The sequence below is a fragment of the Amycolatopsis sp. NPDC051903 genome, from assembly GCF_044452505.1.
Lineage (GTDB): Bacteria > Actinomycetota > Actinomycetes > Mycobacteriales > Pseudonocardiaceae > Amycolatopsis.
This window is the reverse complement of the sequence record NZ_JBITBT010000006.1, coordinates 17,884-39,504: the sequence shown is the minus strand read 5'-3', so window position 1 is coordinate 39,504 and position 21,621 is coordinate 17,884. Positions and strand designations below refer to the sequence as shown.

27 protein-coding genes are annotated in these 21,621 nt (G+C 71.1%); 16 read left to right on the top strand and 11 right to left on the bottom strand.

What is annotated here, in order from left to right:
* Positions 1 to 4: 4 nt before the first annotated feature.
* Entirely contained in the window at positions 5 to 475 is a 471-nt protein-coding gene (locus ACIA77_RS16460; protein ID WP_395886718.1) for a hotdog fold domain-containing protein, read from the bottom strand.
* A gap of 86 nt (positions 476 to 561) precedes the next feature.
* Here ACIA77_RS16460 and ACIA77_RS16455 point away from each other — a divergent pair, with 86 nt between their 5' ends.
* Complete coding sequence (locus ACIA77_RS16455; RefSeq protein ID WP_395886717.1) at positions 562 to 1,152, top strand: acid phosphatase; 591 nt, start codon at positions 562 to 564, stop codon at positions 1,150 to 1,152.
* Positions 1,153 to 1,156: 4 nt separating this feature from the next.
* Positions 1,157 to 1,639, top strand: a complete 483-nt coding sequence (locus ACIA77_RS16450; protein ID WP_395886716.1) for a GNAT family N-acetyltransferase — start codon at positions 1,157 to 1,159, stop codon at positions 1,637 to 1,639.
* 3 nt (positions 1,640 to 1,642) lie between these two features.
* Here the strand turns inward: ACIA77_RS16450 and ACIA77_RS16445 are convergent, their stop codons facing one another.
* On the bottom strand, positions 1,643 to 2,125 hold the full coding sequence (locus tag ACIA77_RS16445; RefSeq protein WP_395886715.1) for a hypothetical protein: 483 nt from the start codon (positions 2,123 to 2,125) through the stop codon (positions 1,643 to 1,645).
* A 335-nt stretch (positions 2,126 to 2,460) separates the two neighbouring features.
* Here ACIA77_RS16445 and ACIA77_RS16440 point away from each other — a divergent pair, with 335 nt between their 5' ends.
* The 7 genes from ACIA77_RS16440 to ACIA77_RS16410 all read left to right on the top strand — a co-directional run bounded on the left by ACIA77_RS16440 (position 2,461) and on the right by ACIA77_RS16410 (position 7,899).
* Positions 2,461 to 3,372, top strand: coding sequence for a diacylglycerol/lipid kinase family protein (locus ACIA77_RS16440; protein WP_395886714.1), 912 nt, complete (start codon positions 2,461 to 2,463; stop codon positions 3,370 to 3,372).
* A gap of 275 nt (positions 3,373 to 3,647) precedes the next feature.
* Positions 3,648 to 3,902, top strand: a complete 255-nt coding sequence (locus ACIA77_RS16435; protein ID WP_204096875.1) for a WhiB family transcriptional regulator — start codon at positions 3,648 to 3,650, stop codon at positions 3,900 to 3,902.
* Positions 3,903 to 4,778: 876 nt separating this feature from the next.
* A complete protein-coding gene (locus ACIA77_RS16430; RefSeq protein WP_395886713.1) occupies positions 4,779 to 5,156 on the top strand; it encodes a PadR family transcriptional regulator in 378 nt (125 codons plus the stop codon).
* 34 nt (positions 5,157 to 5,190) lie between these two features.
* Complete coding sequence (locus ACIA77_RS16425) at positions 5,191 to 6,153, top strand: permease prefix domain 1-containing protein (RefSeq protein WP_395886712.1); 963 nt, start codon at positions 5,191 to 5,193, stop codon at positions 6,151 to 6,153.
* A complete protein-coding gene (locus tag ACIA77_RS16420; RefSeq protein WP_395886711.1) occupies positions 6,150 to 6,824 on the top strand; it encodes a VC0807 family protein in 675 nt (224 codons plus the stop codon). Before ACIA77_RS16425 ends, ACIA77_RS16420 begins: the two co-directional genes overlap by 4 nt.
* Positions 6,821 to 7,546 carry an SDR family NAD(P)-dependent oxidoreductase gene (locus ACIA77_RS16415; protein ID WP_395886710.1) on the top strand — a complete coding sequence of 242 codons (726 nt, stop codon included), beginning with the start codon at positions 6,821 to 6,823 and terminating at the stop codon, positions 7,544 to 7,546. Before ACIA77_RS16420 ends, ACIA77_RS16415 begins: the two co-directional genes overlap by 4 nt.
* 74 nt (positions 7,547 to 7,620) lie before the next feature.
* Entirely contained in the window at positions 7,621 to 7,899 is a 279-nt protein-coding gene (locus ACIA77_RS16410; RefSeq protein ID WP_395886709.1) for a hypothetical protein, read from the top strand.
* On the opposite strand, the gene ACIA77_RS16405 is transcribed toward ACIA77_RS16410, so the two are convergent.
* A complete protein-coding gene (locus ACIA77_RS16405; protein WP_395886708.1) occupies positions 7,896 to 9,416 on the bottom strand; it encodes a sensor histidine kinase in 1,521 nt (506 codons plus the stop codon). The genes ACIA77_RS16410 and ACIA77_RS16405 overlap by 4 nt on opposite strands.
* Before the next feature lie 205 nt (positions 9,417 to 9,621).
* Here ACIA77_RS16405 and ACIA77_RS16400 point away from each other — a divergent pair, with 205 nt between their 5' ends.
* Entirely contained in the window at positions 9,622 to 9,696 is a 75-nt protein-coding gene (locus ACIA77_RS16400) for a 50S ribosomal protein bL37 (protein WP_098515123.1), read from the top strand.
* Between the two features lie 72 nt (positions 9,697 to 9,768).
* Here the strand turns inward: ACIA77_RS16400 and rsrA are convergent, their stop codons facing one another.
* Positions 9,769 to 10,098: a mycothiol system anti-sigma-R factor gene (gene rsrA / locus ACIA77_RS16395; RefSeq protein ID WP_395886707.1), complete on the bottom strand. Its 330-nt coding sequence runs from the start codon at positions 10,096 to 10,098 to the stop codon at positions 9,769 to 9,771.
* Positions 10,095 to 10,721, bottom strand: coding sequence for a sigma-70 family RNA polymerase sigma factor (locus ACIA77_RS16390; protein WP_395887032.1), 627 nt, complete (start codon positions 10,719 to 10,721; stop codon positions 10,095 to 10,097). The genes rsrA and ACIA77_RS16390 overlap by 4 nt, the downstream gene beginning before the upstream one ends.
* 201 nt (positions 10,722 to 10,922) lie before the next feature.
* On the opposite strand from ACIA77_RS16390, the gene ybaK reads away from it, so the two are divergent.
* Positions 10,923 to 11,399, top strand: a complete 477-nt coding sequence (ybaK, locus tag ACIA77_RS16385) for a Cys-tRNA(Pro) deacylase (RefSeq protein ID WP_395886706.1) — start codon at positions 10,923 to 10,925, stop codon at positions 11,397 to 11,399.
* Between the two features lie 1,030 nt (positions 11,400 to 12,429).
* Here ybaK and ACIA77_RS16380 read toward each other — a convergent pair.
* The gene (locus ACIA77_RS16380; RefSeq protein WP_395886705.1) at positions 12,430 to 13,038 is read right to left on the bottom strand and encodes an alpha/beta family hydrolase; all 609 of its coding nucleotides are present in this window, start codon (positions 13,036 to 13,038) and stop codon (positions 12,430 to 12,432) included.
* A complete protein-coding gene (locus ACIA77_RS16375) occupies positions 13,038 to 13,787 on the bottom strand; it encodes an SOS response-associated peptidase (RefSeq protein ID WP_395886704.1) in 750 nt (249 codons plus the stop codon). The genes ACIA77_RS16380 and ACIA77_RS16375 overlap by 1 nt, the downstream gene beginning before the upstream one ends.
* A 113-nt stretch (positions 13,788 to 13,900) precedes the next feature.
* Here ACIA77_RS16375 and rsgA point away from each other — a divergent pair, with 113 nt between their 5' ends.
* From rsgA to ACIA77_RS16355, 4 genes are all read left to right on the top strand, one after another.
* The gene (gene rsgA, locus ACIA77_RS16370; protein ID WP_395886703.1) at positions 13,901 to 14,947 is read left to right on the top strand and encodes a ribosome small subunit-dependent GTPase A; all 1,047 of its coding nucleotides are present in this window, start codon (positions 13,901 to 13,903) and stop codon (positions 14,945 to 14,947) included.
* 132 nt (positions 14,948 to 15,079) lie between these two features.
* The gene (locus tag ACIA77_RS16365) at positions 15,080 to 15,961 is read left to right on the top strand and encodes a hypothetical protein (RefSeq protein WP_395886702.1); all 882 of its coding nucleotides are present in this window, start codon (positions 15,080 to 15,082) and stop codon (positions 15,959 to 15,961) included.
* 153 nt (positions 15,962 to 16,114) lie between these two features.
* Complete coding sequence (locus tag ACIA77_RS16360; protein ID WP_395886701.1) at positions 16,115 to 16,873, top strand: hypothetical protein; 759 nt, start codon at positions 16,115 to 16,117, stop codon at positions 16,871 to 16,873.
* Positions 16,874 to 16,929: 56 nt separating this feature from the next.
* Positions 16,930 to 17,814: an NAD-dependent epimerase/dehydratase family protein gene (locus ACIA77_RS16355; RefSeq protein WP_395886700.1), complete on the top strand. Its 885-nt coding sequence runs from the start codon at positions 16,930 to 16,932 to the stop codon at positions 17,812 to 17,814.
* Positions 17,815 to 17,878: 64 nt separating this feature from the next.
* Here the strand turns inward: ACIA77_RS16355 and ACIA77_RS16350 are convergent, their stop codons facing one another.
* Genes ACIA77_RS16350 through ACIA77_RS16340 form a run of 3 tightly spaced genes read right to left on the bottom strand, consistent with a single transcriptional unit; the run spans position 17,879 to position 20,327 of the window.
* The gene (locus ACIA77_RS16350; RefSeq protein WP_395886699.1) at positions 17,879 to 18,394 is read right to left on the bottom strand and encodes a DUF4240 domain-containing protein; all 516 of its coding nucleotides are present in this window, start codon (positions 18,392 to 18,394) and stop codon (positions 17,879 to 17,881) included.
* A gap of 38 nt (positions 18,395 to 18,432) precedes the next feature.
* On the bottom strand, positions 18,433 to 18,924 hold the full coding sequence (locus tag ACIA77_RS16345) for a DUF6912 family protein (RefSeq protein ID WP_395886698.1): 492 nt from the start codon (positions 18,922 to 18,924) through the stop codon (positions 18,433 to 18,435).
* Complete coding sequence (locus ACIA77_RS16340) at positions 18,921 to 20,327, bottom strand: wax ester/triacylglycerol synthase family O-acyltransferase (protein ID WP_395886697.1); 1,407 nt, start codon at positions 20,325 to 20,327, stop codon at positions 18,921 to 18,923. The genes ACIA77_RS16345 and ACIA77_RS16340 overlap by 4 nt, the downstream gene beginning before the upstream one ends.
* 34 nt (positions 20,328 to 20,361) lie before the next feature.
* Here ACIA77_RS16340 and ACIA77_RS16335 point away from each other — a divergent pair, with 34 nt between their 5' ends.
* Positions 20,362 to 21,126, top strand: a complete 765-nt coding sequence (locus ACIA77_RS16335) for a TrmH family RNA methyltransferase (protein WP_395886696.1) — start codon at positions 20,362 to 20,364, stop codon at positions 21,124 to 21,126.
* Here the strand turns inward: ACIA77_RS16335 and ACIA77_RS16330 are convergent.
* Positions 21,119 to 21,502: an HAD-IA family hydrolase gene (locus tag ACIA77_RS16330; protein WP_395886695.1), complete on the bottom strand. Its 384-nt coding sequence runs from the start codon at positions 21,500 to 21,502 to the stop codon at positions 21,119 to 21,121. The two genes, ACIA77_RS16335 and ACIA77_RS16330, sit on opposite strands and share 8 nt — an antisense overlap.
* Between the last annotated feature and the right edge of the window lie 119 nt (positions 21,503 to 21,621).

Below are 21,621 nucleotides of genomic sequence, written 5' to 3'. Positions count from 1 at the left end.
ACGGCTATTTCCTGCGCGTGACCCAGATCGTGATCGTGGCGGTGACAACGGTCGTCCCGCGCTTGTCGAGGATGCGCACGGGTACGGGAAGGTCGAATCCGCCGTCGCCGAACTCGGGCAGCTCCGGCAGTTCCGCAACGGCGCGCAGCCCGGTGGTCGCCTTCGCGAGGTACTGGACCGCCATCTCTTTCGGCAACCAGCGGTGCGTCGACGGCACGGTCGCCTCCGCGAGCAGGCCCATCGCGATCTCCGCGAGGTTGCCCGTGGCGATCGCGTGAAAGGTCCGGATGTGGTTGTGGACACCCCACCACTTCGGCGCGGTGACCGAACAGTGCCCGGGACGCAGCTGCCGGACCGTCGGCAGCACCGTTGCGAAGTAGGGCACGCGGAGGCACATCGCGGCGGAAAACAGCTGCTCACCGCCTGGCTTGCCGGCCAGCCGGCGCCACATCGCGAACGTCGGGCTCGCACCCATCAGGACCTCCCCGGGAAGTTACTCACGAGTAGGTAAGCACATCGCGCGACCTGCTCGCAAACGGGAGCGGGGCTATATTCGGGCTCGTGGCACATCGGCTCTTCATCCTCCGGCACGGTCAGACCGAGTGGTCCGTCAACGGCAGGCACACCGGGCGCACCGACATCCCGCTCACACAGGCGGGCGAAGAACAGGCGCGCGCGGCGGGCAGTACCCTGCGGACCCTGCTCGGCGGCCCGAAACTCGTGATCTCCAGCCCGCGTGAACGCGCGAAGCGCACGGCCGAACTCGCCGGCCTGCGCATCGACGAAATCACCGACGACCTCGCCGAATGGGACTACGGCGACTACGAAGGTCTCACCACACCGAAGATCCGCGAAACCGTCCCCGACTGGACCGTGTGGACACACCCGATCCCCGGCGGCGAGAGCGCGGCCGACGTGGCCGCGCGCGCCGACAAGGTCCTCGACCGCGCGCGCCACGAGATCGACAACGGCGACGTGGTCCTCGTGGGCCACGGGCACTTCAGCCGGGTGCTGGTCGCGCGCTGGGTCGACCTGTCCTCGTCCGCGGGTGTCCACTTCGGACTGGATCCCGCCGGCATCGCGGTGCTCGGCGACGAGCGCGGCGAACCGCAGATCGAGCACCTGAACCTGTTGCCGGCACTGGAAGACTGATACCTTGCCCGACCCCCGAGTGCGGCGGATCCGACCCGAAGACGTCGACGCCGTCGTGAAGCTCGTCTACGCGCTGGCGGAGTTCGAACGCGCGCCCGACGAATGCCACCTGGAACCACCGCAGCTGCACGACGCGCTGTTCGGCCCGGCTCCGGCGTTGTTCGGGCACGTGGCGGAGGTCGACGGAACCGTGGGCGGGTTCGCCTTGTGGTTCCTCAACTTCTCGACGTGGCGCGGCACGCACGGCATCTACCTGGAAGACCTGTTCGTCCGCGCCGAACTGCGCGGTTCGGGCCTGGGCAAGGCGCTGCTCGCCGCGCTGGCCGCGGAGTGCGTCGACAAGGGGTACCAGCGGCTCGAGTGGTCCGTGCTGAACTGGAACCCGGCGGTCGGGTTCTACCGCGCGCTGGGCGCGGTGGCGCAGGACGAGTGGACGACGTACCGGCTCACGGACGATCCGCTGCGCGCACTGGCCGCGGACGCCTGACGGTCAGTCCTCTTCGTGCCCCTCGCGTTCCGCGCGGCGCCCGGCGAGCCCGCCTCGTTCGGCGGCTTCTTCTTCCGTCTCGCCGTCGCGCAAGCCGAGCGCCCAGGCGCGGGCCGGGCGGCGGAAGAGCAGGACGAGCGCGACCAGGCCGCACACGCCGATCGGCGCACCCCACGCGGGCTGCCCGGACGGGCCCAGGATGTACCAGCCCACGCCCATGAGCAGCAGCGCGACGACCACCCCCGGTGACCGCGCCCACTGCCGGCCGAGCACGAGACCGACCGACGCGGCGAGGAAAGCCAGCGCCAGCACGGCGTAGGTCGCGAACTCGGCCCAGATGTTGTTGCCGGGCCGCGACGGCTCCTGCAGGCCCCGCACGAGGATGACGACGCCCAGCGTCAGGAGCCCGAGGCCGGGCAGCGCGGTGAGGAACCCGGCCAACCGGACCTCGAACGGGGTGTGCGGCGGCTTCTCGGTGAGCGACACGGGGGCGGCCTTCCAGCTGCTTTGCGGGAGCACAGCGACCCGACCAGCACGGGTCACGGTGGGTGAGCACTTTCGATGGTATGCCACCCGGTCGGCCGTTTTCGCGGGACGCCGGGCACGTGAAAATCGGGGTTGTCGTCGATGAGCGGGCGGTCGGCCCGGGTGCACTTGTCACGACGAGCGGATGTTCGCCGGACACGAGGGAGGACCGCCCGCCACAGGGTCGCCAAGGGCCGCCAACGGTCGTCGAGGATGCCGCTCGTCACGCTGAGCTTCGCGTCACCTTGTGCCGTCGAAGGTTCTCCAGCCGGGCGCAAGTCACTTACGCTGCGGCAGTGCGCGCCATCCTCGTCGTGAACCCCCAGGCCACCTCGACCACCGCCGGTGGCCGGGACGTGCTGGCGCACGCGCTGGCCAGCCAGGTGAAGCTCGACGTCGTCGAGACGGACTACCGCGGTCACGCGATGGCCGTGGCGCGCTCGGCTGCCCGCGACGGTTTCGACCTGGTCGTGGCCCACGGCGGCGACGGCACCGTGAACGAGGTCGTCAACGGGCTCTTGGCCGACGGTGCCGACGGGACCGCGCCCATGCTGGGCGTCGTGCCGGGTGGCTCGGCCAACGTCTTCGCGCGCGCCCTCGGCCTCCCGGTGGATCCGGTCGAGGCGACGCACGATCTGCTGACCGCCCTCGAAGGGGATCGGCGCCGGCGCATCGGCCTCGGGCTCGCGGACGGGCACTGGTTCACGTTCAACGCCGGGCTCGGCTGGGACGCCGACGTGGTGGGCCGCGTCGCGAAGTGGCGGGGCAAGGAGACGAGCGCTTCCTTGTACATGCGCGCCGCGGTGCGCTCCTACTTCCGGCCGCCGCTGGGCCGGCCCGCCCTGACGGTGCGGATCCCGGGCGAGGAACCCGCCGAGGTGGTGACCGCGTTCGTGTCGAACACCGATCCGTGGACCTACCTGGGCGAGCGGCCCGTGCACCTCAACTCGGGTTGCTCGTTCGAGACGGGATTGGGCTTGTTCGCGTTGAACGGTCTCACGTTGCCCACCGTGTTCACTCATGTACGCCAAGCTTTGCTCACGAAGAGCAACCAACGCGGGCGACACCTGGTGCGCCTGGACGACGTCCCGCTCATCCGCATCGACGCAGCTGAACCGGTGAACTTCCAGGTCGACGGCGACCTCGTCGGGCAGCGCACGCGAGTGGAGTTCCAGAGCGTCCCGGATGCACTCACAGTAATCGTGTGACGGTTCGAGTACTGATCGCCTGCGGCAAAGTGCATTCTGCCGCTCGTCGACGCAGAACCTCCGCTCACCGCATCGCGCTTCCGCCGAGCGGCCTGTTTCGGACAGAAACCGCAGGTCAGAGGCGTCGCTCGGCCGGGTGAGCTGACTCACCGATCTTCAAGAAACCCTTGTCGAACGCGGTGCTTCGTGAAAGCATTCACAAGCACCCAAAAACACGACCGCCATGACGACTGTGGCTGCGGTCCTCCCGCGCCACTGTGAAGGAGCTCACGAACATGGACTGGCGCCACGACGCGGCCTGCCGAGACGAGGACCCCGAGCTGTTCTTCCCCGTGGGAACCAGCGGTCCTGCTCTGCTGCAGGTCTCCGAGGCGAAGGCCGTGTGCCACCGCTGCACCGTCGCTTCCGACTGCCTGGCCTGGGCTCTGGCCAGCGGCCAGGACGCCGGCGTGTGGGGCGGCATGAGCGAAGACGAGCGACGCGCGCTCAAGCGCCGCCGTACGCAGATCGGCACGCGCACCATCGCCTGAGCCCAGCGCTCAGCAGCACAACCCGAACCGGATTTCCCCCGGGGGACTTTTGCGTCCCCTCAGTCAGATGACTGGGGCGATACCCCTCCGGTTCGATCGTAACAACCGAAGTGAAATCACCCGCACCCGGGTGCACTGCACCTCACCAGGACTGAACAAGTCCTCCCGCGGAACGTCGTAAGGGCCGGTACCGGAGTTTCGGTACCGGCCCTTCGGCGTGTCCGGGGTCGGGTTCGGTCAGGCGGGTCCGTTGTGGACGGTGTTGGTTCGGTGTGTGGTTTCGCTGCGGGGCAAGGGGTTTTGATCTTTTCGGAGTGCTGGGGTCCGGATTCTTGGCGTCGGCTTGACGCTCTGGCGGACTGCACCTCGTCGCCCGTTGCGCGCGACCGCGTTGCCGCTTTCGCCGATCGCCGCCGCATTGCCGTGCCGCGTCGCCGGTTGCCCACTTCGCCGCCGCGCGCGTGAACGCCTTGCCGGTTCGCCCAACCACCTTGCCTCCTCGCCGTAGTTGCCCACTCCGGGCGTTGCCACCCTGCCGGTTCCGCGTCTCTCCGTCGCGCCGCGTTGCTCGGTGCGCCCACACCGCTCGCCGGCTACCGCACATCACCGCCGTGCCCTTTCGCCGGCTTAGGACCTCCGGCCGCTCGGCGGGCGCGGGCGCGCTGCCCGTCCTGATGCCACGGGCCGCGTTCGTGCGGAACCTTCACCAGCCGCCGGGCGCCGCTCCTCAGCGGCCTTGGACCTGTCGCGCACCGCACGTTTCCGCCCCAGGGGGCGCCCTGACCTGCGTAAACAACCCTTGAAGCAGCACGGCTTCGCCTGACACACACCATTGCCGATTGACGATACTGTGTCTAACACACTATCGTTGCCGACGTGAAAGACACCGACTTGCTGGATGCGCACCGGCAGGAGCTTTGGCGGGGGACGGTCGTGCTGGCGAGCCTGCTGGCACTGCAGAAGCCCGGCTACGGCTACGGCCTGCTCGACGCCTTGGAGCGCGCCGGGGTGCCCGCGCCGGCCAACACGCTGTACCCGTTGCTGCGCCGGCTCGAGGGCCAGGGGCTCCTGACCAGCGAGTGGGACACCTCGGGGAGCCGGCCGCGCAAGTTCTACCGGACGAGCCGCGAAGGCGTGCGGCTCGCGCGGGAGCTGCAGAAGGAGTGGAGCGCCATCGACCGGGCGCTCAGCCACCTGGCGACCGAAGCCGAGACGGAAACCGCCGACGGCGATGCCGGCCCGGCGACCACTTGAACCAAGCGAAACTCACCACGTTGGGGGAACAACCATGACCACCACACTCACCGACCGATACGTCGCCGCGACGGTGCGGCACGTCGCGGGGAGGCACCGCCAGGAGATCGACCGCGAGCTGCGCGCCGCGATCGCCGACGACGTGGAGGCGCGCGTCGCGATGGGCGAAAGCCCCGCGGGGGCCGAGTACGCGGCGCTGACGGACCTCGGCGATCCCGCGCACCTGGCCACGCGCTACGCGGACAAGGCCACCGTGCTGATCGGGCCGGCGACGTACCTCCACTACGTCCGGGCGCTCAAGCTGCTGTGCGCCACCGTCTTGCCGATCACCTACGTCGTGAACGCGATCGGGCACTGGGTGCGCCGCGAAAACGTGGGCGCGGCGATCTTTTCGCCCCTCGGCGTCACGCTCACCGTCGCGATGTACCTGCTCGTCGGCGTGACTGTCCTCTATGTACTCCTCGATCGCTTCGGCAGCGAGCGCGGCCCCGGTGAACCGGACGAGGAGTGGGCGCCCGACCAGCTCCCGTTCGCCGACGCCACCACGACCACGACGTGGAACGAAGTCGTCAGCGGCTGCGTGCTCGCGGTGCTCATCGTCGTGGCGCTGTTCGTGCAGCGGTCCGCCACGCTCGTCACCACGGCGAACGGCGCGCGCGTGCCGGTGCTCGACCCGGAACTGTGGGGCTTCTGGATCCCGTTCTTCCTGGTCGTGCTGGTGCTGGCGATCGCGCTGGCCGTCGCCAACCTGCGCCAGGGCCGGTGGACGCCCGGGACCGCCGTCGCCGGCACCGTCCTGATCGTGGCGGCGACGGGACCGCTCGCTTACCTGTTCTGGACCGCGCACGTGCTCAACCCGGCGCTCGGCCCGGTGTTCACGCGGTCGGGCAGCTGGATCGCGTGGCTAGCGCTGATCGTTCTCGTCGTCAGCACCGTTGCCGTGCTGGCGAAGACGTGGGGCCACCGCGACCGCCAGAGTGTGGAGGCCGGCCGATGACCACGCTCGCACCGCGCCAAAAGCCAACCACCCCACCGGAATTGCGGCGGGAGCTGATCGTCAACCTGGCCGTCAACCTCGTCGCACCGGCCGCGCTGTTCTACGGTCTGCGCGCGCTCGGCGTGAACCAGTGGCTGGCGCTGCTGGCAGGGGTGGTCCCGCCGGCTGTGCGGGCTGTGCAGACCGTTGTCAGGAAACGGCGCGTTGACACGCTCGCCGTGTTCACGCTGAGCATCCTGGTGCTGAGCGTCGCGACGTCGTTCCTGTCCGGCAGCCCGCGGTTCCTGCTCGCCAAGGACGGCTGGATGACGGCGGCCGCGGGCGGCTGGATGCTGGCGACGCTGCTGCGGAAACCGTTCCTGTACCAGGTGCTGCGGTCGTTCCTCGGCACCGAAGGGCGCGAGCGCGTCGAACGCAACTGGCTCGGCTCACCCACGTACCGCCACGTCCTGCGCGTGACGACCACGATGTGGGGCGTGGTGCTCGTGCTCGACGCCGGCGTGCGAGTGCTGCTCGCCTACACGCTGCCCGTCGACCGGGTGCCGCTGATCAGCGGATTGCAGTACGTGGGCGTGTACCTCGCCCTCGAGATCACCACGCGGGTGTACGCCCGCCGCAAGAGCGTGGCCGCCGCGGTGGCGGCCGAAGTCGGAGAGGAGACCCTGGCATGACCGTCGTCCTGATCACCGGAGGCGCGAACGGCATCGGCGCGGCGGTCGCGCGCCACTTCGCGGCCGACGGCGCGCACGTGGTCGTCGCCGACATCGAGGAGGAGGCGGGCACCGCGCTCGCCGAGGAGATCGGCGGCCTGTTCGTCCGCACCGACGTCACCAGCGAAGCCGACAACGAAGCGGCCGTACGCGCCGCGCTGTCCACGTACGGCGGGCTGGACGTCGTCCACCTCAACGCCGGCACAGGCGGCGCGGGCGGCCTCGACGATCTGGACGTGGACCGCTACCGCCGCACGCTCGCCGTCAACGTCGACGGCACTGTGTTCGGCCTGCGCGCCGCCTACCCCGCCCTGCGCGACACGGGCGGCGGCGCGATCGTCGTGACGTCCAGCCTCGCCGGCATCTCCCCCGCCACCTTCGATCCCGTGTACTCCGCGACCAAGCACGCGATCATCGGCCTGGTGCGGTCGCTGACCCCCGCGTGCGCCGAAGCGGGCATCACGCTGAACGCCATCTGCCCGGGCTTCGTCGACACCCGCATGATCGCGGGCTTCGGCTCCACCCTGGCCGAGCACGGCCTCGCCATCGCCACCCCCGCCGAGATCGCCGCCGCCGTCGCGACCATCGCCGCGTCCCCCGATTCCGGCGACGCGTGGATGCTGCAGGCCGGCCGTGCCCCGGAACGCGTGCAGTTCCCACCGGTCACGCTCAGCCACACCTGACCCCGCCGCCGCGGGCCCACCCGGCCCGGCGTCCTCTTCGGACGGCAGAGGTAACGCCGGGACCGGTTTCGGTGATGACTCCAGCGCTCGACATCTTGAACCGGTACGCCCCGGCCATTCGCGATCTGCTCGACCTGACTTCCTTCCAGACCCGAGGCCCCGATGGCGTGGTCGACCAGGTTTCGGTGGCGCCCTGTCACCTGCCGGTCAGCGAGATCAGCCCCGAGTACGAGTCGGACCAGACCTACGGCGGCGAGCTGCAGATCGAGGTGGAGGACCCGGCCGGCGCGCTGGTCCTGGTGCCGCGCGTGCCGGGCGCCAGCGGCTGGGAATGGCCGTACGGAACGGGTTAGAGCCGCCGCGACAAGGGGATCCGCAGGGCCGCCTCGGTGCCCGGCACGCGGGCTCCCGTCGAGTCGGTCCGGACCTTCCGCAGGGAGAGGGAGCCGCGCAGTTCCGATTCCACCAGGGTGCGCACGATCTGCAGGCCGAGGCCGTCGGAGCGTTCCAGGGAGAAGCCCGAGGGCAGGCCGCGGCCGTTGTCGCGGATGAGGACGTCGAGCCAGCGCGCCGAGCGCTCCACGATGATCTCCACCTTGCCGGGCCGGCCCTGCGGGAAGGCGTGCTCGATGGCGTTCTGCACGAGCTCCGTCAGCACCATCACGAGCGGCGTGGCGATCTCGGCGATGACGATGCCGAACGAGCCCTTGCGCGTGAGCCCGACCTGCGACTCCGCCGTGGCGACCTCGCCAACCATCGGCAGGACGTTGTCGAGCAGCTTGTCGAGGTCGACCCGTTCGTCGACGGAGATCGACAGGGCCTCGTGGACCATCGCGATCGACGACACGCGCCGGACGGATTCGGTGAGGGCCAGGCGGGCCTCTTCGCTCGTCACGCGGCGCGACTGCAGCCGCAGCAACGCGGCGACCGTCTGCAGGTTGTTCTTCACGCGGTGGTGGATCTCGCGGATCGTCGCGTCCTTGGACAGCAGCGCGCGGTCGCGGCGCTTGACCTCGGTGACGTCGCGGACCAGCACGAGCGCGCCCGCCGCCTGGCCGGCCGGGCGCAATGGCAGGGCGCGGAACAGCACGACGGCGCCGCGGCGCGAGTCGGCCTCCGTGCGGGTGGAGGGTTTGCCGTCGAGGGCCTCGATGATGCGGTGGGAGACCTCGGTGGCGTCGAACGGGTCGCGGATCAGCGAGCGCGTCAACGGCGCCAGCCGCTGCCCCACCAGGTCGGACTCGTGGCCCATGCGGTGGTAGGCGGACAGGCCGTTGGGGCTGGCGAACACGACGGTGCCGCTCGGGTCGACGCGGATCAGGCCGTCGCCGACGCGCGGGCTCGTGTGCGTGTCGGTCTGGTTGCCGCCCGACGGCGGGAACGTGCCGTCGACGATCATCTGGCACAGGTCGCCCGCACTGCCCAGGTACGCGATCTCCAGCGGGCTCGGCACGCGCGGCGCGGCCAGGTTCGTCTCGCGGCTCAGCACGGCGATCACCTCGCCGCCGAAGCTCACGGGCACGGCTTCGCGGCGCATCGGCAGGTCGCGGTACCAGTGCGGGTCGTCTTCGCGGCCGATCCGCACCTCGCGCATGGCCTTCGCCAGCTCCGGGTGCTCGTCGACGGTGAACCGCGTGCCGACGACGTCCTCTGGGTGCGCGGTCGGCGCCGTGGTGGGGCGCGCGTGCGCGACGCACACGAAGTCGCCGCCCTCGGGCTGCAGGTCCTTCGAGACGGGGACCCACATCAGGAAGTCGGCAAAGGACAGGTCGGCCAGCAGTTGCCACTCCGCGACGACGGTCTGCAGGTGGTCGGCTGCCTCGCCGGGGAGGCCGGTGTTCTCGGCGAGCAGGTCGGAGAGCGTGGACACGAGCTACTCGTCGCCCTGCTGCGTGGTTCGTCCGGTCATTCCGACCACCTCCTGACCCACCATCCAACCAGAGCGGCGCCCGATCAGCACGGGCGCCGCAGGTGAGCCGGGGCACGCATGCCACACTGGAGCGGTTGACCCGAGCCCGGCAGGTGCTCCGGCACCCCGCACACGGGCCACCCAGCGCGAACACGAGGAGTGAAGCATGTCGAAGCGCGCCCGCAAGCGTCGCGACCGCAAGAAGAACGGCGCGAACCACGGCAAGAAGCCCAACGCCTGATTCCGGCGTCCGGACGCGACACGGCCCCCGCACCAGCAGGTACGGGGGCCGTCGTCGTCTTGGAGCTCGGGGTTACTCGCCGGTCCGCTGCTCGACGGTGATCTCGGTGCGCTCCACCGTGACGCCGCCGCTCGAGGCGACGGTCTGGCGGATGGAGGCGCGCAGCCGGCTGCGCAGGTCCGCCGGGGCGTGGTCGCCGCCGCACTTGCGGGCCAGGAGCTGCTTGATCGCCTCGTCGATGCCGTACTCCTCGAGGCACGGCGGGCAGTCCTCGATGTGGCGGCGCAGCTCGGCGTCGCGCATCGGGCTGCACTCCTTGTCGAGGAGCAGGTAGATCTCCGAAAGCGCCTCTTCGCAGCGGACCTTGTCCTTCGCAGCTTCGGACGCGTCACCCGTGCTCATCGCTTCGCCACCTCCTCGCGGCCACCGCGGATGAAGCCGCGCTCACGCGCGACGTCGGCCAGCAGGTCGCGCAGCTGCGCGCGACCGCGGTGCAGACGGGACATCACGGTGCCGATCGGCGTATCCATGATCTCGGCGATCTCCTTGTACGCGAAGCCTTCGACGTCCGCCAGGTAGACGGCCAGCCGGAACTCCTCGGGCAGCTTCTGCAGCGCGGCCTTCACGTCGGTGTCGGGCAGGTTGTCCATCGCCTCGACCTCGGCCGAGCGCAGCCCGCTGGAGGTGTGGCTCTCCGCCTTGGCGATCTGCCAGTCGGTGATCTCCTCGGTGGGCTGCTGCACCGGCTGCCGCTGACGCTTGCGGTAGCCGTTGATGTAGGTGTTGGTGAGGATGCGGTACATCCACGCCTTGAGGTTCGTGCCGGCCTTGAAGGACGCGAACGCTGCGTACGCCTTCAGGTAGGTCTCCTGGACCAGGTCCTCGGCGTCGGAGGGGTTCCGCGTCATCCGCATCGCGGCCGAGTACAGCTGGTCGAGCAGGGGCATCGCTTCGCGCTCGAAGCGCTCGGCGAGCTCCAGCTCGTCGGTCGCCGTCTCCGGCGCGGTGTTGGGGGTGCTCGGCAAACCGTTCCCTTCCCGTTCGGCGTCGATGCGCTTCTGCGCATACGGCAACGAAGAGTTTACGCGGGGTCCGGGCACAGTCCGACCCCCCGGCCTCTCGGGGTCACGCCTGCGTGGGCGGGTAGTGGTCAGCGTCGTCGTCACAGTGGGTTCAACAGAACGTGGCGGGCGTCCATTCCCCACCCCTTCGTAGACTCCGATCCCATGGCAGGCAAGGGAACCCCGGCGACGGCGCTGCTGACGAAGCAGAAGGTGGCCCACACGTTGCACGCGTACGACCACGACCCGCGCGCCGACTCGTACGGCCTCGAAGCGGCCGAAGCCCTGGGCCTCGAGGCGGCGCGCGTGTTCAAAACGCTGGTCGCCGACGTGGACGGCAAGCTGACCGTGGGCGTGGTGCCGGTCACCGGGCAGCTGGACCTGAAGGCCCTGGCCGCGGCAGCGGGCGGAAAGAAGGCGCGGATGGCCGATCCCGCCGCTGCTCAGCGAGCCACGGGGTACGTGCTCGGCGGGATTTCGCCGCTGGGCCACCGCAGCCGCCTGCCGGTGGTGATCGACTCGTCCGCCTCGGCGTTTCCGACGGTGTACTGCTCGGCCGGCCGCCGGGGCCTGGAGGTGGAGCTCGCACCGGCCGATCTGGTGCGGTTGACGGGCGCCGTGGTGGCTTCGATCGCCGGCTGATCGGCTGGCTCGGGGCGCCGGCTGACCGCTGGTTTCGGCCGCCCGCTCGGGACGCCCGCTGCGGACGGGCCGGCTTGCGGCGAACTAGGCAGGCGACCGGTCGACAACCTGGCCGGACAGCCTCGCGCCGCGCGGCCTACGCACTGCCGTCTCAGGAGGGCCGGCGGGGAGGCCTGGTGGACGGCTTAGCTACGCGACCTCGCCGACGCTTCACGGCGGTTGTGTCGGCCATCCCCGACGCCAGACATGCCCCCGCCCTCCCGAGGGGGGCGTCCCCAGACCCATTCTACTGGCCACCACCGACAAAACCGGCGAAAAGCCCTGGTCAGGACGGAGTTGTCCACAACTGGGAGAACCTGTGGACAACTTGGGGAAGCAACGCAGAAACCTTTGGGGAAGCACTAGAACCCTGGGTGAAGCGGTGTGCAGCCGTTGGTGAGGCAGGGTGAGCCCCGCGGAGAAACCGAGGGAACCGGGAAACGCGGCGAACCTCCGAGCCGCGAACACCGAGCAGGCAGCGTTCCGAGCGCTTAGGCCACCAACCCCGAAGAGGTTCTACCAGGCGCTCTAAGACGCGGGCCCTAGCGAGAAAGCGCCCGAGCCCCTAGGCAACGGGGCTCTAAGCCGCCAACCCCGACAAGAAACCGACCGAGCCCCGGGACCCCTGCGCCACGAGCCACGAGCCACGAGCCACCGGCCACCGGCCACCGGCCACGGACAGGAAACCCCGCGCACCGCTAAGCCGCGAGCCCCAAGCAGACAGCGCTCCGAGCGCCTAGGTCGCTAACCCCGAAGAGAAAGCGACCGGGCCTCTAGGCAGCCAACCCGGACGAGAAAACGCCCGATCCCCGATCCCTACGTCGCGGGCCGCGGGCAGGAAACGCCGCGCACCGCGAGGCCACGAAACTCCAGAACCCCCAAGCTGCGAACCCCGAAGCGGCAACCCCGCGATCCCCGAACAGAAGCCACCCGGACCCCATAACCGCGAACCCCGAAGCGGAACCCCACGCACCCCTGACCCGCGAACCCCTCAGAGGTGCGGTCGCAACACCCGCCCCAGCCATTCCGCCGCGGCGCGCGACACGGCGTCCAGGTCGGCCGCCAGGGTGTGGTCGCCCGAGACGACCACGACCTCGTGGTGCGGACCACCCGAAGGGCGCCCGAAGGGATCGCGCTCGCCTTGCACCACGAGGGTCGGCACGGCGACCGCGTCCAGTTCCGGTTGCCGGGTCTTCTCCGGCTTGCCCGGAGGGTGCTCGGGGAACGCCAGGCACAACACCGCCACCGCTTGGCCGGCCGACGAGGTGCGGCAGGCCACCCGGGCCCCCGAGGACCGGCCGCCGAAGACGAGGGGCAGGTCGTCGAAGTGGGCCGACAGTTCGTCCGCCACGGCGAGCCACGCGGCGTCCAGCTGCTTCGCCGGTGCGGGCGCCCGGCGGCCCGCCACGCGGTACGGCTGCTCCACCAAGGCCACGTGCACCCCGGCCTCCTTCGCGGCGCGCGCGACGGCGACCAGGTCTTTCGCCCCGATCCCGCCCCCGGCGCCGTGGCCCAGCATGAGCACCGCGCCGCCGTCCTTGGCGCAGTGGAGCTCGGCCCGGGCCGGGCCGTGGGGGGTGTCGATCTCGAGCGTGGTCATCAGAACAGCGCGTCCGAATCCACAGTGGGTTCGACTCGCGACAGGAGCTGCGGGCCGTTGTTGCGGACGTTGTTGACGAGGTTCGAGATCGGCCGCAGTTCGAGCGATTCGACGAGGTCGGCGGGTGTGGGCACCAGCAGGTCCGATACCGCGGACCGGTCCGGGTCGAGCCAGCCGTCCCAGTGGTTGCGCGGGACGATCAGCGGCATGCGGTCGTGGATCGTGCGCAGCTGACCCTCGGCGTCCGTCGTGATGATCGAGAACGTGATCAACGGCTGGTCGTCGGCCGAACCGTCCTTCGGGCGCCAGCTCTCCCAGATCCCGCCGAACGCGAGCGACGCGCCGGACGGGTCCGTCATGTAGAACGGCTCCTTCTCCTTGCCCGTGCGCCGCCACTCGAACCAGCCGTCGGCGGGGACGAGGCAGCGGCGGGACGCCAGGGCGCGCTTGAACGCGGGCTTCTCGGCCGCCGTTTCAGCGCGCGTGTTGATCATGCGCGAGCCGACGGACGGGTCCTTCGCCCAGAACGGCACCAGGCCCCACTTCATGATCCGCAGCGATCGCTCGGCGGGCTCGTCGTCGAGCACCTGGCCCTCGGCGTCGCGGGGGTGCCGCTGGACCACGGTGACGACGTTCTTGGTGGGCGCGACGTTGTAGTCCTCCCGCGCGGCACCCTCGGTCCGGTCGACCGCGGCGAACTCGTCGATCAGCTTCGCGGGGTCCTTCGTCGCGGCGTAACGGCCGCACATGCCAGCCTCCTAGCGGGTCTTCAAGACGACATCGTTACACGCAGGCCGGGCCGGGCGCGACCGGCATGGGATCATTTCGACCAGGCAGGACGACCGGGAGGACGGTGGGCGGTTTGGCGCGAGGCGACTGGAGCAGGCTGGACGAATCCGACGTGCGGGTCCGTCCCGGCAAAGGCTCCAGGCCCCGTACGAAGCGCCGGCCCGAGCACGCCGACGCCGTCACCGCCATGGTCATCGGCAAGGACCGCGGCCGCTGGACGTGCGCGGTCGAGGCCGATCCCGAACGCGTCGTCACGGCGATGCGGGCGCGCGAGATGGGCCGGGTGTCCGTGGTCGTCGGCGACATGGTCGCGCTGGTCGGCGACGTTTCGGGCCGCCCGGACACGCTCGCGCGCATCGTCCGCGTCGACGAGCGCACCAGCGTGCTGCGCCGCACCGCCGACGACACCGACCCGTACGAGCGGGTGGTGGTCGCGAACGCCGCGCAGCTTCTCATCGTCTCGTCGCTGGCCGATCCGCCGCCGCGGACCGGGTTCATCGACCGGTGCCTGGTCGCCTGCTACGCCGGCGGCCTCGAACCGGTGCTGTGCCTGACGAAGGCCGACCTCGCGAGCCCCGACGAGCTGCTCGCCCGCTACGCGGGCCTGGACGTGCCCGCCGTCGTCACGCGCTTCGACGAGAAGCCCGAAGACCTCGCCGAACGCCTCGAAGGCCAGGTGACGGCCCTCGTCGGCCACTCCGGAGTCGGCAAGTCGACACTGGTCAACCGCCTGGTGCCCGATGCCGAACTCGCGACGGGTGTGGTCAGCGCCGTCGGCAAGGGGCGGCACACGTCAGTGGCGGCCGTCGCGCTGCCGCTGCCCTTCGAGGGCGGCGGCTGGGTGATCGACACGCCGGGCGTGCGCTCGTTCGGCCTGGCCCACGTGACCGCCGACGACATCGTGAACGCGTTCGAGGAGTTCGCCGAGGCCGCCGAAGAGTGCCCGCCGAACTGCGGTCACCTCGGCGCGCCGGAGGACCCGAACTGCGCGCTCGACGCCGTCGTCACCGAGGGCCGCGCGAGCGCCGAACGGCTAGCGTCGCTGCGCCGGCTGCTCGTCTCGCGCGCGGGCGGTGGAGGAATCACCAATCCCGTTGCGGAACCGGACGCGCTCACCTAGCGTCCCATCGTCACTCCGCAGATCGACGGCACATCGGGCGAACGGCTGCCGGAATCGTAACCGAAACGGCGTAACTCTTCGTCCGATCCGGCGATACTGCGGGTGGATCAATGACCTTCATAGGGGGATTGCATGCGCAAAACCACTTTCGTCGTCGCCGCGGGTGCCGCGCTGGCGCTCGTGCTGACGGGCTGTGGTTCGAAGAGCGAGGGCGGGACCGCTTCGCCGGCCGGCAACAACGCGGCGTCCGGGCTCGCCGCGCCGTTCCAGAACGTGCTGGAGCTGGCGTCCGCGTCGAAGCAGGGCACGCAGAAGTCGAAGTCGGCGAAGGTCTCCATGGAGATGACCTCCGGTGGCAAGACCATCACCGCACAGGGCGCCGCGTCTTACGACTCGGCCAACCCCGTGATGACGCTGACCATGACCGTGGAAGGTCAGCAGATGGAGATGCGCGTCGTCGACAAGACGATGTACATGAAGCTTCCGGCGGCCCAGCTGGCCCAGATGGGCACCGACAAGCCGTGGGTGAAGATCGCGCCGAACGCGGACGACCCGCTCTCGAAGTCGCTTTCCGGCAGCGTGGGCTCGGCAGGTGAGCAGAGCGACCCGACCAAGATGCTCGACCAGATCGGCGAGGCGGGCCGGATCGTCCGCTCCGAACAGACCACGCTGGACGGCCAGCAGGCGAACCACTACACGGTGGAGGTCGACATCGCCAAGGCGATGGACAAGTTCACCGCGTCGATGCCCGCCGAGGCCAAGGCGCAGGCCGAGCAGGCGCTCAAGGGCAAGGACGTCAAGATCCCGATGGAGATCTGGGTCGACAAGAACCAGCTGCCGCTGCAGATCACGATGGACGAAAGCGCCATGGCCCAGGCAATGGGCGCGGGTGCGGCCGGCACCGGCAAGATGACGCTCAAGTACAGCGACTGGGGCACCCCGGTCACCGTCGCCGCGCCGCCCGCGGACCAGGTGACCGACCTGAGCGAGATGCTGAAGAAGATGGGCGGCTGACCGCTGCCGGAACTTGCCGTGAAGGGCGCCTCGACCACCGTCGAGGCGCCCTTCGCGCTACTGCGGGTAGTACCGCTTCCCCCGAACGGGGCCGAGCCGTCCGCTGTGCTTGGGTGAGGCATCTTTCCGCCAGGTCAGGACGGGGTTTTCCGGATGCGCAGGACGGCTGTGGCGTGCGCCGCGCTGCTCGCGGTGGCGGCGTGTTCGGGTGAGCAGCCGCGGTTCGCCGACGCCCGCGCGCTGGCCGACGCGGCCGTCGCGGCGACGAACGCGGCGCGGTCCGCGAAGTTCACCACCGACGTCTCCGCTGGCGCGCTCGTGTCGCACGGCCAGGGCCAGGCGGAGTTCGGCCCGGGCGGCACGGCGCTCGTGATGACCACGGACTACGTCGGCGAGCCGCTGGAGCTGCGGCTGGTCGACCGGACCCTGTACGCGAAGGTGCCCGAAAGTGCGCGCGACCAGGTTGCAGGTGGCAAAGCGTGGGTGCGGGTGTCGCCGGACGGGAGCGACCCGTTCTCGCAGGTCCTCGGCGGCAGCCTCGCGCAGCTGGCCGAGCAGAACGACCCGGCGCGCACGCTGGCGCAGGTCCGCACGGCGGGGACCCTCACGGCGAGCGACGCGACGCAGCTCGACGGCGCCGCCGCCGAGCACTACCGCGTGGACGTCGACCTGGCGAAGCTCGGCTCGCAGCTGCCCGCGGGGCTGCCGGCCGGCGCGAAGCTGACCACGAAAGTCCTGCTCGACCTGTGGCTCGACAACGAGAACCGGCCGCTGCAGCTGGTGCTGGACCTCTCGCCGGTCGTCAGCGCGCAGGGCGGCGCGCGGATCACCGCGCGGTACTCGGCGTGGGGGTCGCCGGTGGCCGTTTCGCCGCCGCCGGCCGACCAGGTCGGGACGCTCGTCGGCGCCTGACTGTCACATCTTCCGCGTTCGCTTCGTCGTGGTGCTGAACGCGGAAGGAGCGGGACATGCGAGTGATGGTGATCGGCTCGACCGGCGTGCTGGGGGTCCCCGCCGTGCGGCGGCTGCTGGCCGACGGGCACGACGTGAGCGGGCTGGCGCGCGAGGAGTCGCGCGTGGCGGCGGTGCGGGCGACGGGGGCGAAGCCGGTGCTGGGCGACGTGTTCGACGTCGAGTCGCTGACGGCCGCGCTGCGCGGCCACGACGCCGTGCTGAACCTGGCGACGCGGATCCCCGACGCAAAGCACGCCGCGCGCACGTCGGGCTGGGCCGAGAACGACCGGCTGCGCACCGAGGGCGCGCGCACGCTCGCCGCCGCCGTGCGCGCGGTGGACGAGCTGGCGATCGTCGTGCAGGAAGGCGTGTCCCTCGTCTACGCCGACGGCGGCGACGCTGAGCTCGGCGAGGACGCACCTCTGGACGCGCGCTTCCCGGCCTCGTCGTCGCTCGAGGCGCACGCGGCGGTCGCCGGCCTCGAAGCCGACGGCCGCACCGCCGTCCGCCTCCGCATCGGCACCCTGATCAGCGCCGACCCCATGACGACGGCCATGCTCACCGCCGCGCGCCGCGGCTCCCCGCTCATCATGGGCAGCCGCGACGCCTGGACGACGGCCATCCACCCCGCCGACGCCGCCGCGGCCGCCGTTGCGGCGTTGCGCGCCCCCAGCGCCGTCTACAACGTCGGCGCGACGCCCGTGCGCAAGCAGCAGCTGGGCGCTGCTCTGGCAGTGGCAGCGGGCGTTTCGCGGCCCCGCGCGCTCCCCCGCTGGGCCGCCCGGCTGTTCGGGCCGACGGAGGTGCTGTCGCGCTCGCACCGCGTCGTGTCGGACCGGCTGGCCGACGCCACGGGGTGGCGCCCGGAGAAGCCGGTGCCGGGGCCGGACTGGTTCTGACTCGCCGGTGGGCCGGGCTTCGCTGGGGGTAGCCCGGCCCACCGCTCCCGGTGCCGGGCGCGCGTCAGCTCTCGAACAGCTCCGACAGGCGGGGCAGACGTTCGCGGACCTCGTCCGGGTCTTCGACGTCGAAGTCCGGTTCCAGGGGTGGCAGCCGGGTGAGGAGGCCACCGGCGGGGAGGGGTTCGCCGGTGGCCGTGAGGTGGGCGGTGGTGGCGAGGTAGAGGACGTCTTCGCACTCGAGCTCGGCGCCGTCGGCCGCCGCGGCGCGGACGGCGGCGACGTCGGCGAGGGAGTCGGGATCGGCGACGGCGGCCTCGAACGCCGTGCGGCCCTGGGTGAGGAGCCAGCCGCGGAAGTAGTCGAAACCGTCGTCGGAGCAGCCGCCGTTGACGAGGTGCGCGGCGGCCCACAGGGTGCTGCGGTGGGAGGTCGCGAGGAGCTCGTCCAGCGTGCGCTGGGCAGCGACGATCTCGTCGCGGGGGCGGCCCGCCAGGAGCTCGGCGGCGGAGCCACCGGAGGTGCGGGCGGAGTCGATGAGCTGCCAGAAGCGGGTGGCAGCGAGGTCTTCGTCGGTCACGGACAGCAACTGTGCCAGTGGGGTACGACAAAAACCGGCTACATCAGCTCCAGCAGGAACGGCAGCTCCTGCGGCGCGTACCAGGCCAGCTCGTGGTCCTCCGCGTCACCGAGGGTGAATTCGGCGTCTTCGTCGCCGAGGTCGGCCGCGTCGATCACCGCCGCGGCGGCCGCGACGGCGTCGGCGGCTTCGGCGGCGTCCACGTGGATCGCGGCGATCTGGGACAGCACCACGGGACCGTCGAGCCGGACGACGGGGGCGTCGAGATCCGCGCGCAGCGTCACGTTGTCCACATCGGCCGACACGACGGCGCGGCGCGGCTCACCCTTCTCCTCCGCGTTGATCAGGCGCAGCGACGCGCGCGCGGCGTCGAGCAGCGCGGCGTACTCCAGTTCTTCGTCGGAGCCGCTCACGTACGCCTCGCGCAGCGCGGGCGTCAGCGCGAAGGCCGTGCCGCTGCGCGCCCGGAACTCACCGTTCGCGTCGAGTTCGCGAAGCATCGCGATCGTCGCCGGAATGTAGACCCTCACCAGTGCGCGCCCTTCAGCTCTTCCAACGCTTCCTCGATCATCCCGCCGAGCAGGCCGACGTCGAACGCGGCCTTGCGGTCGCCGTTGAGTCCGAAGTAGACACCACCGTGGTAGGACGTCACCCCGATCGCCAGCGCCTGCGTGCGCATGAGCGGCATCACGGGGAACATCTCGATCAGTTTCGCCTCACCCGCGTACACCGGCGCCTGCGGCCCCGGCGAGTTGGTGATCATGAGGTTGAAGATCCGGCCCGAAAGGGAACCGCCCGCCCGCGCGCCCAGCGAGTGCAGCGTCGCCGGCGCGAACCCGCTCACCTTCAGCAGGCCGCGCGCCGCGACGGAGCGGCCGGAGTCGAGGTGGTCGGCCATCGCGTGGCCGACGTGCTGCAGCCGCACCACCGGGTTCGGCTCACCCACCGGCAGGTCCACGAGGTAGGCGGCGACCTGGTTCCCGATCAGGGCCGGCGTGGAGTACTCGGCCGTCTCGGCGTCGCGCACGGCCATGGGCACGAGCGCGCGCACGGTGGCCGTCGAGGTGAGGTTCACGTCGCGCGAGAGGAGCCATTCGCGCAGCGCGCCGGTGATCGCCGTGAGGATCACGTCGTTGACGGTCCCGCCGTGCGCCGCGCGGACCTTGCGGTAGTCCTCCAGCCGCGTGCGGACGACGGAGAACAGGCGGCCGCCGGACACGCGCACGTTGAGCGGGCCCTGGGGCGCCGGGCTCACGACGGTGCGCAGGGTGGAAGCGACGTCGCCCAGCGTCTCGGCGACCTTGCCGGCCGACGCGAGGGCGTCGTTGGCCGCGGAGCGGACGTTCTCGACCAGCTCGCCCGGGCGTTGCACCGCTTCGCTGACGGCGTCGAACACCAGCTGCGCCCGGCTCGGCTCGCGCCGCGGCGTCCAGGTGTCCTCGGCCGGTTCGGGCGGCGCCGGGGCGTCGTCGAGGATCAGCTGGGCGAGGTCGATGGTGCCGACACCGTCCACAACGGACTGGTGCGTCTTCGTCACGAGCGCGACGCGGTCCCCGGCCAGGCCCTCGACGAAGTAGGCCTCCCACAAGGGCCGCTCGGGCGCGAGCCGGCGCGACATCAGGCGCGCGACCAGCTCGAAGAGCTGCTCGTCGGTGCCCGGCTGCGGCAGCGCGGAGCGGCGGACGTGGTAGTTGAGGTCGAAGTCGACGTCGTCCACCCACACCGGGCGCGCGAGGTGGCCGGGCACGTCGAGCACGCGCTGGCGGTAGCGCGGCAGGTACGGCAGCCGCGAGCCGATGAGGTCGAGCAGGTCCGCGTAGTCGAAGCCGGCACGCGGGCGCTCGAAGATCGCCACGCCGCCGACGTGCATCGGGGTCGCGTGGTCCTCGACGTAGAGGAACGAGGCGTCCAGCGCGGACAGGCGGTCGGGCATGGGCCGATACTCGCACAGTGCGAGACTGACCGGCGTGGGTGATGACGCGGCGGTTTCGCCGAAGGACCGCTTCCTGACCGTCTACGGCCGCAAACCAGTGCTCGAGGCGCTCGGGGACGAGGGTCTGCAGGTGGACAAGGTCATCCTCGCCGACACCGCGCGCGGCCCGGGCGCCGCCGAGATCCAGCGCGCCGCGAGGGCCGCGGGAGTGCCGGTGCAGCGCGCGAGCGCCCACCGCGTGAAGGTGCTGGCCGGCAACGGCAAGCAGGACCAGGGTGTGCTCGCCGACGTCGTGGCGCCGCGGATGCGGTCGCTCGGCACGGCGCTGGACAGCCGCCGCCCGCCCGCGCGAGTGCTGCTGCTGGACGGCATCACGACGCCCGCGAACGTCGGCATGATCCTGCGCACGGCCACCGCGGCCGGGCTCGACGGCGTGATCGTGCCGCGCCGGGGTGTCGCGGCACTGGATCCGCTGGTGGTCAAGGCTTCGGCGGGCGTGGCGTTCCGGGCGCCGGTGCTGCGGTGCGGCAGCGCGCGCGAGGCCGCCGAGCTGCTGACTGAAGCCGGGTACGGCCTGTACGCGCTGAGTGCGTCGGGCAAATCGACGGTGTTCGACGTCGCGCTGCCGCAGCGGGCGGCGTTCGTGCTCGGCGGCGAGACGGCCGGCGTCGGCCCGGAGGTCGCGGAGCTCGTGACGGACTGGCTGTCGATCCCGATGCCGGGTGAGGTCGAGTCGCTGAACGTCTCCGCGGCGGCAGCGGTCCTTTCGTTCGAACTGGTGCGGCGCGGAGTCAGCTGAACAAGGCGGCGAGCTCGTCGAGGGTGCCGGCCATGGTGACGTGGTGGATGCCGACCATGCCCGCTTCGGTGGCGCCGCGGACGTTGCGCTCGGCGTCGTCCACGAACGCGCACGTGGCGGCCACGAGCCCCAGCCGCTCCGCCGCGACGAGGTAGATCTCGCGGTTCGGCTTCGCGACACCGACCTCACCCGAGAAGACGAGCGCGTCGAAGAAGGGCGCGAGGTCGTTCTTGGCGGCCGGTCCGGCGCCGGGCGCGTTCGACACCAGGCCCGTGCGCGTGCCGTGGCGACGAGCGGCGCGGAGGTAGTCGTACGGCAGGTGGGCGTCAGGATCGGTGAGGACGCCGGCGTAGTCGACCAGCAAGCCTTTCAGCACGCGGCTCAGCCTAGCCGCCGGGCCGTCCGCCTAGCGCAACATGCAGATCGCGGATGGCTGTTTCGCGGATTTCGCCGGATCAGGCGCGCGATGTCCTGATTCCGCCGCGGCGGAGCCAC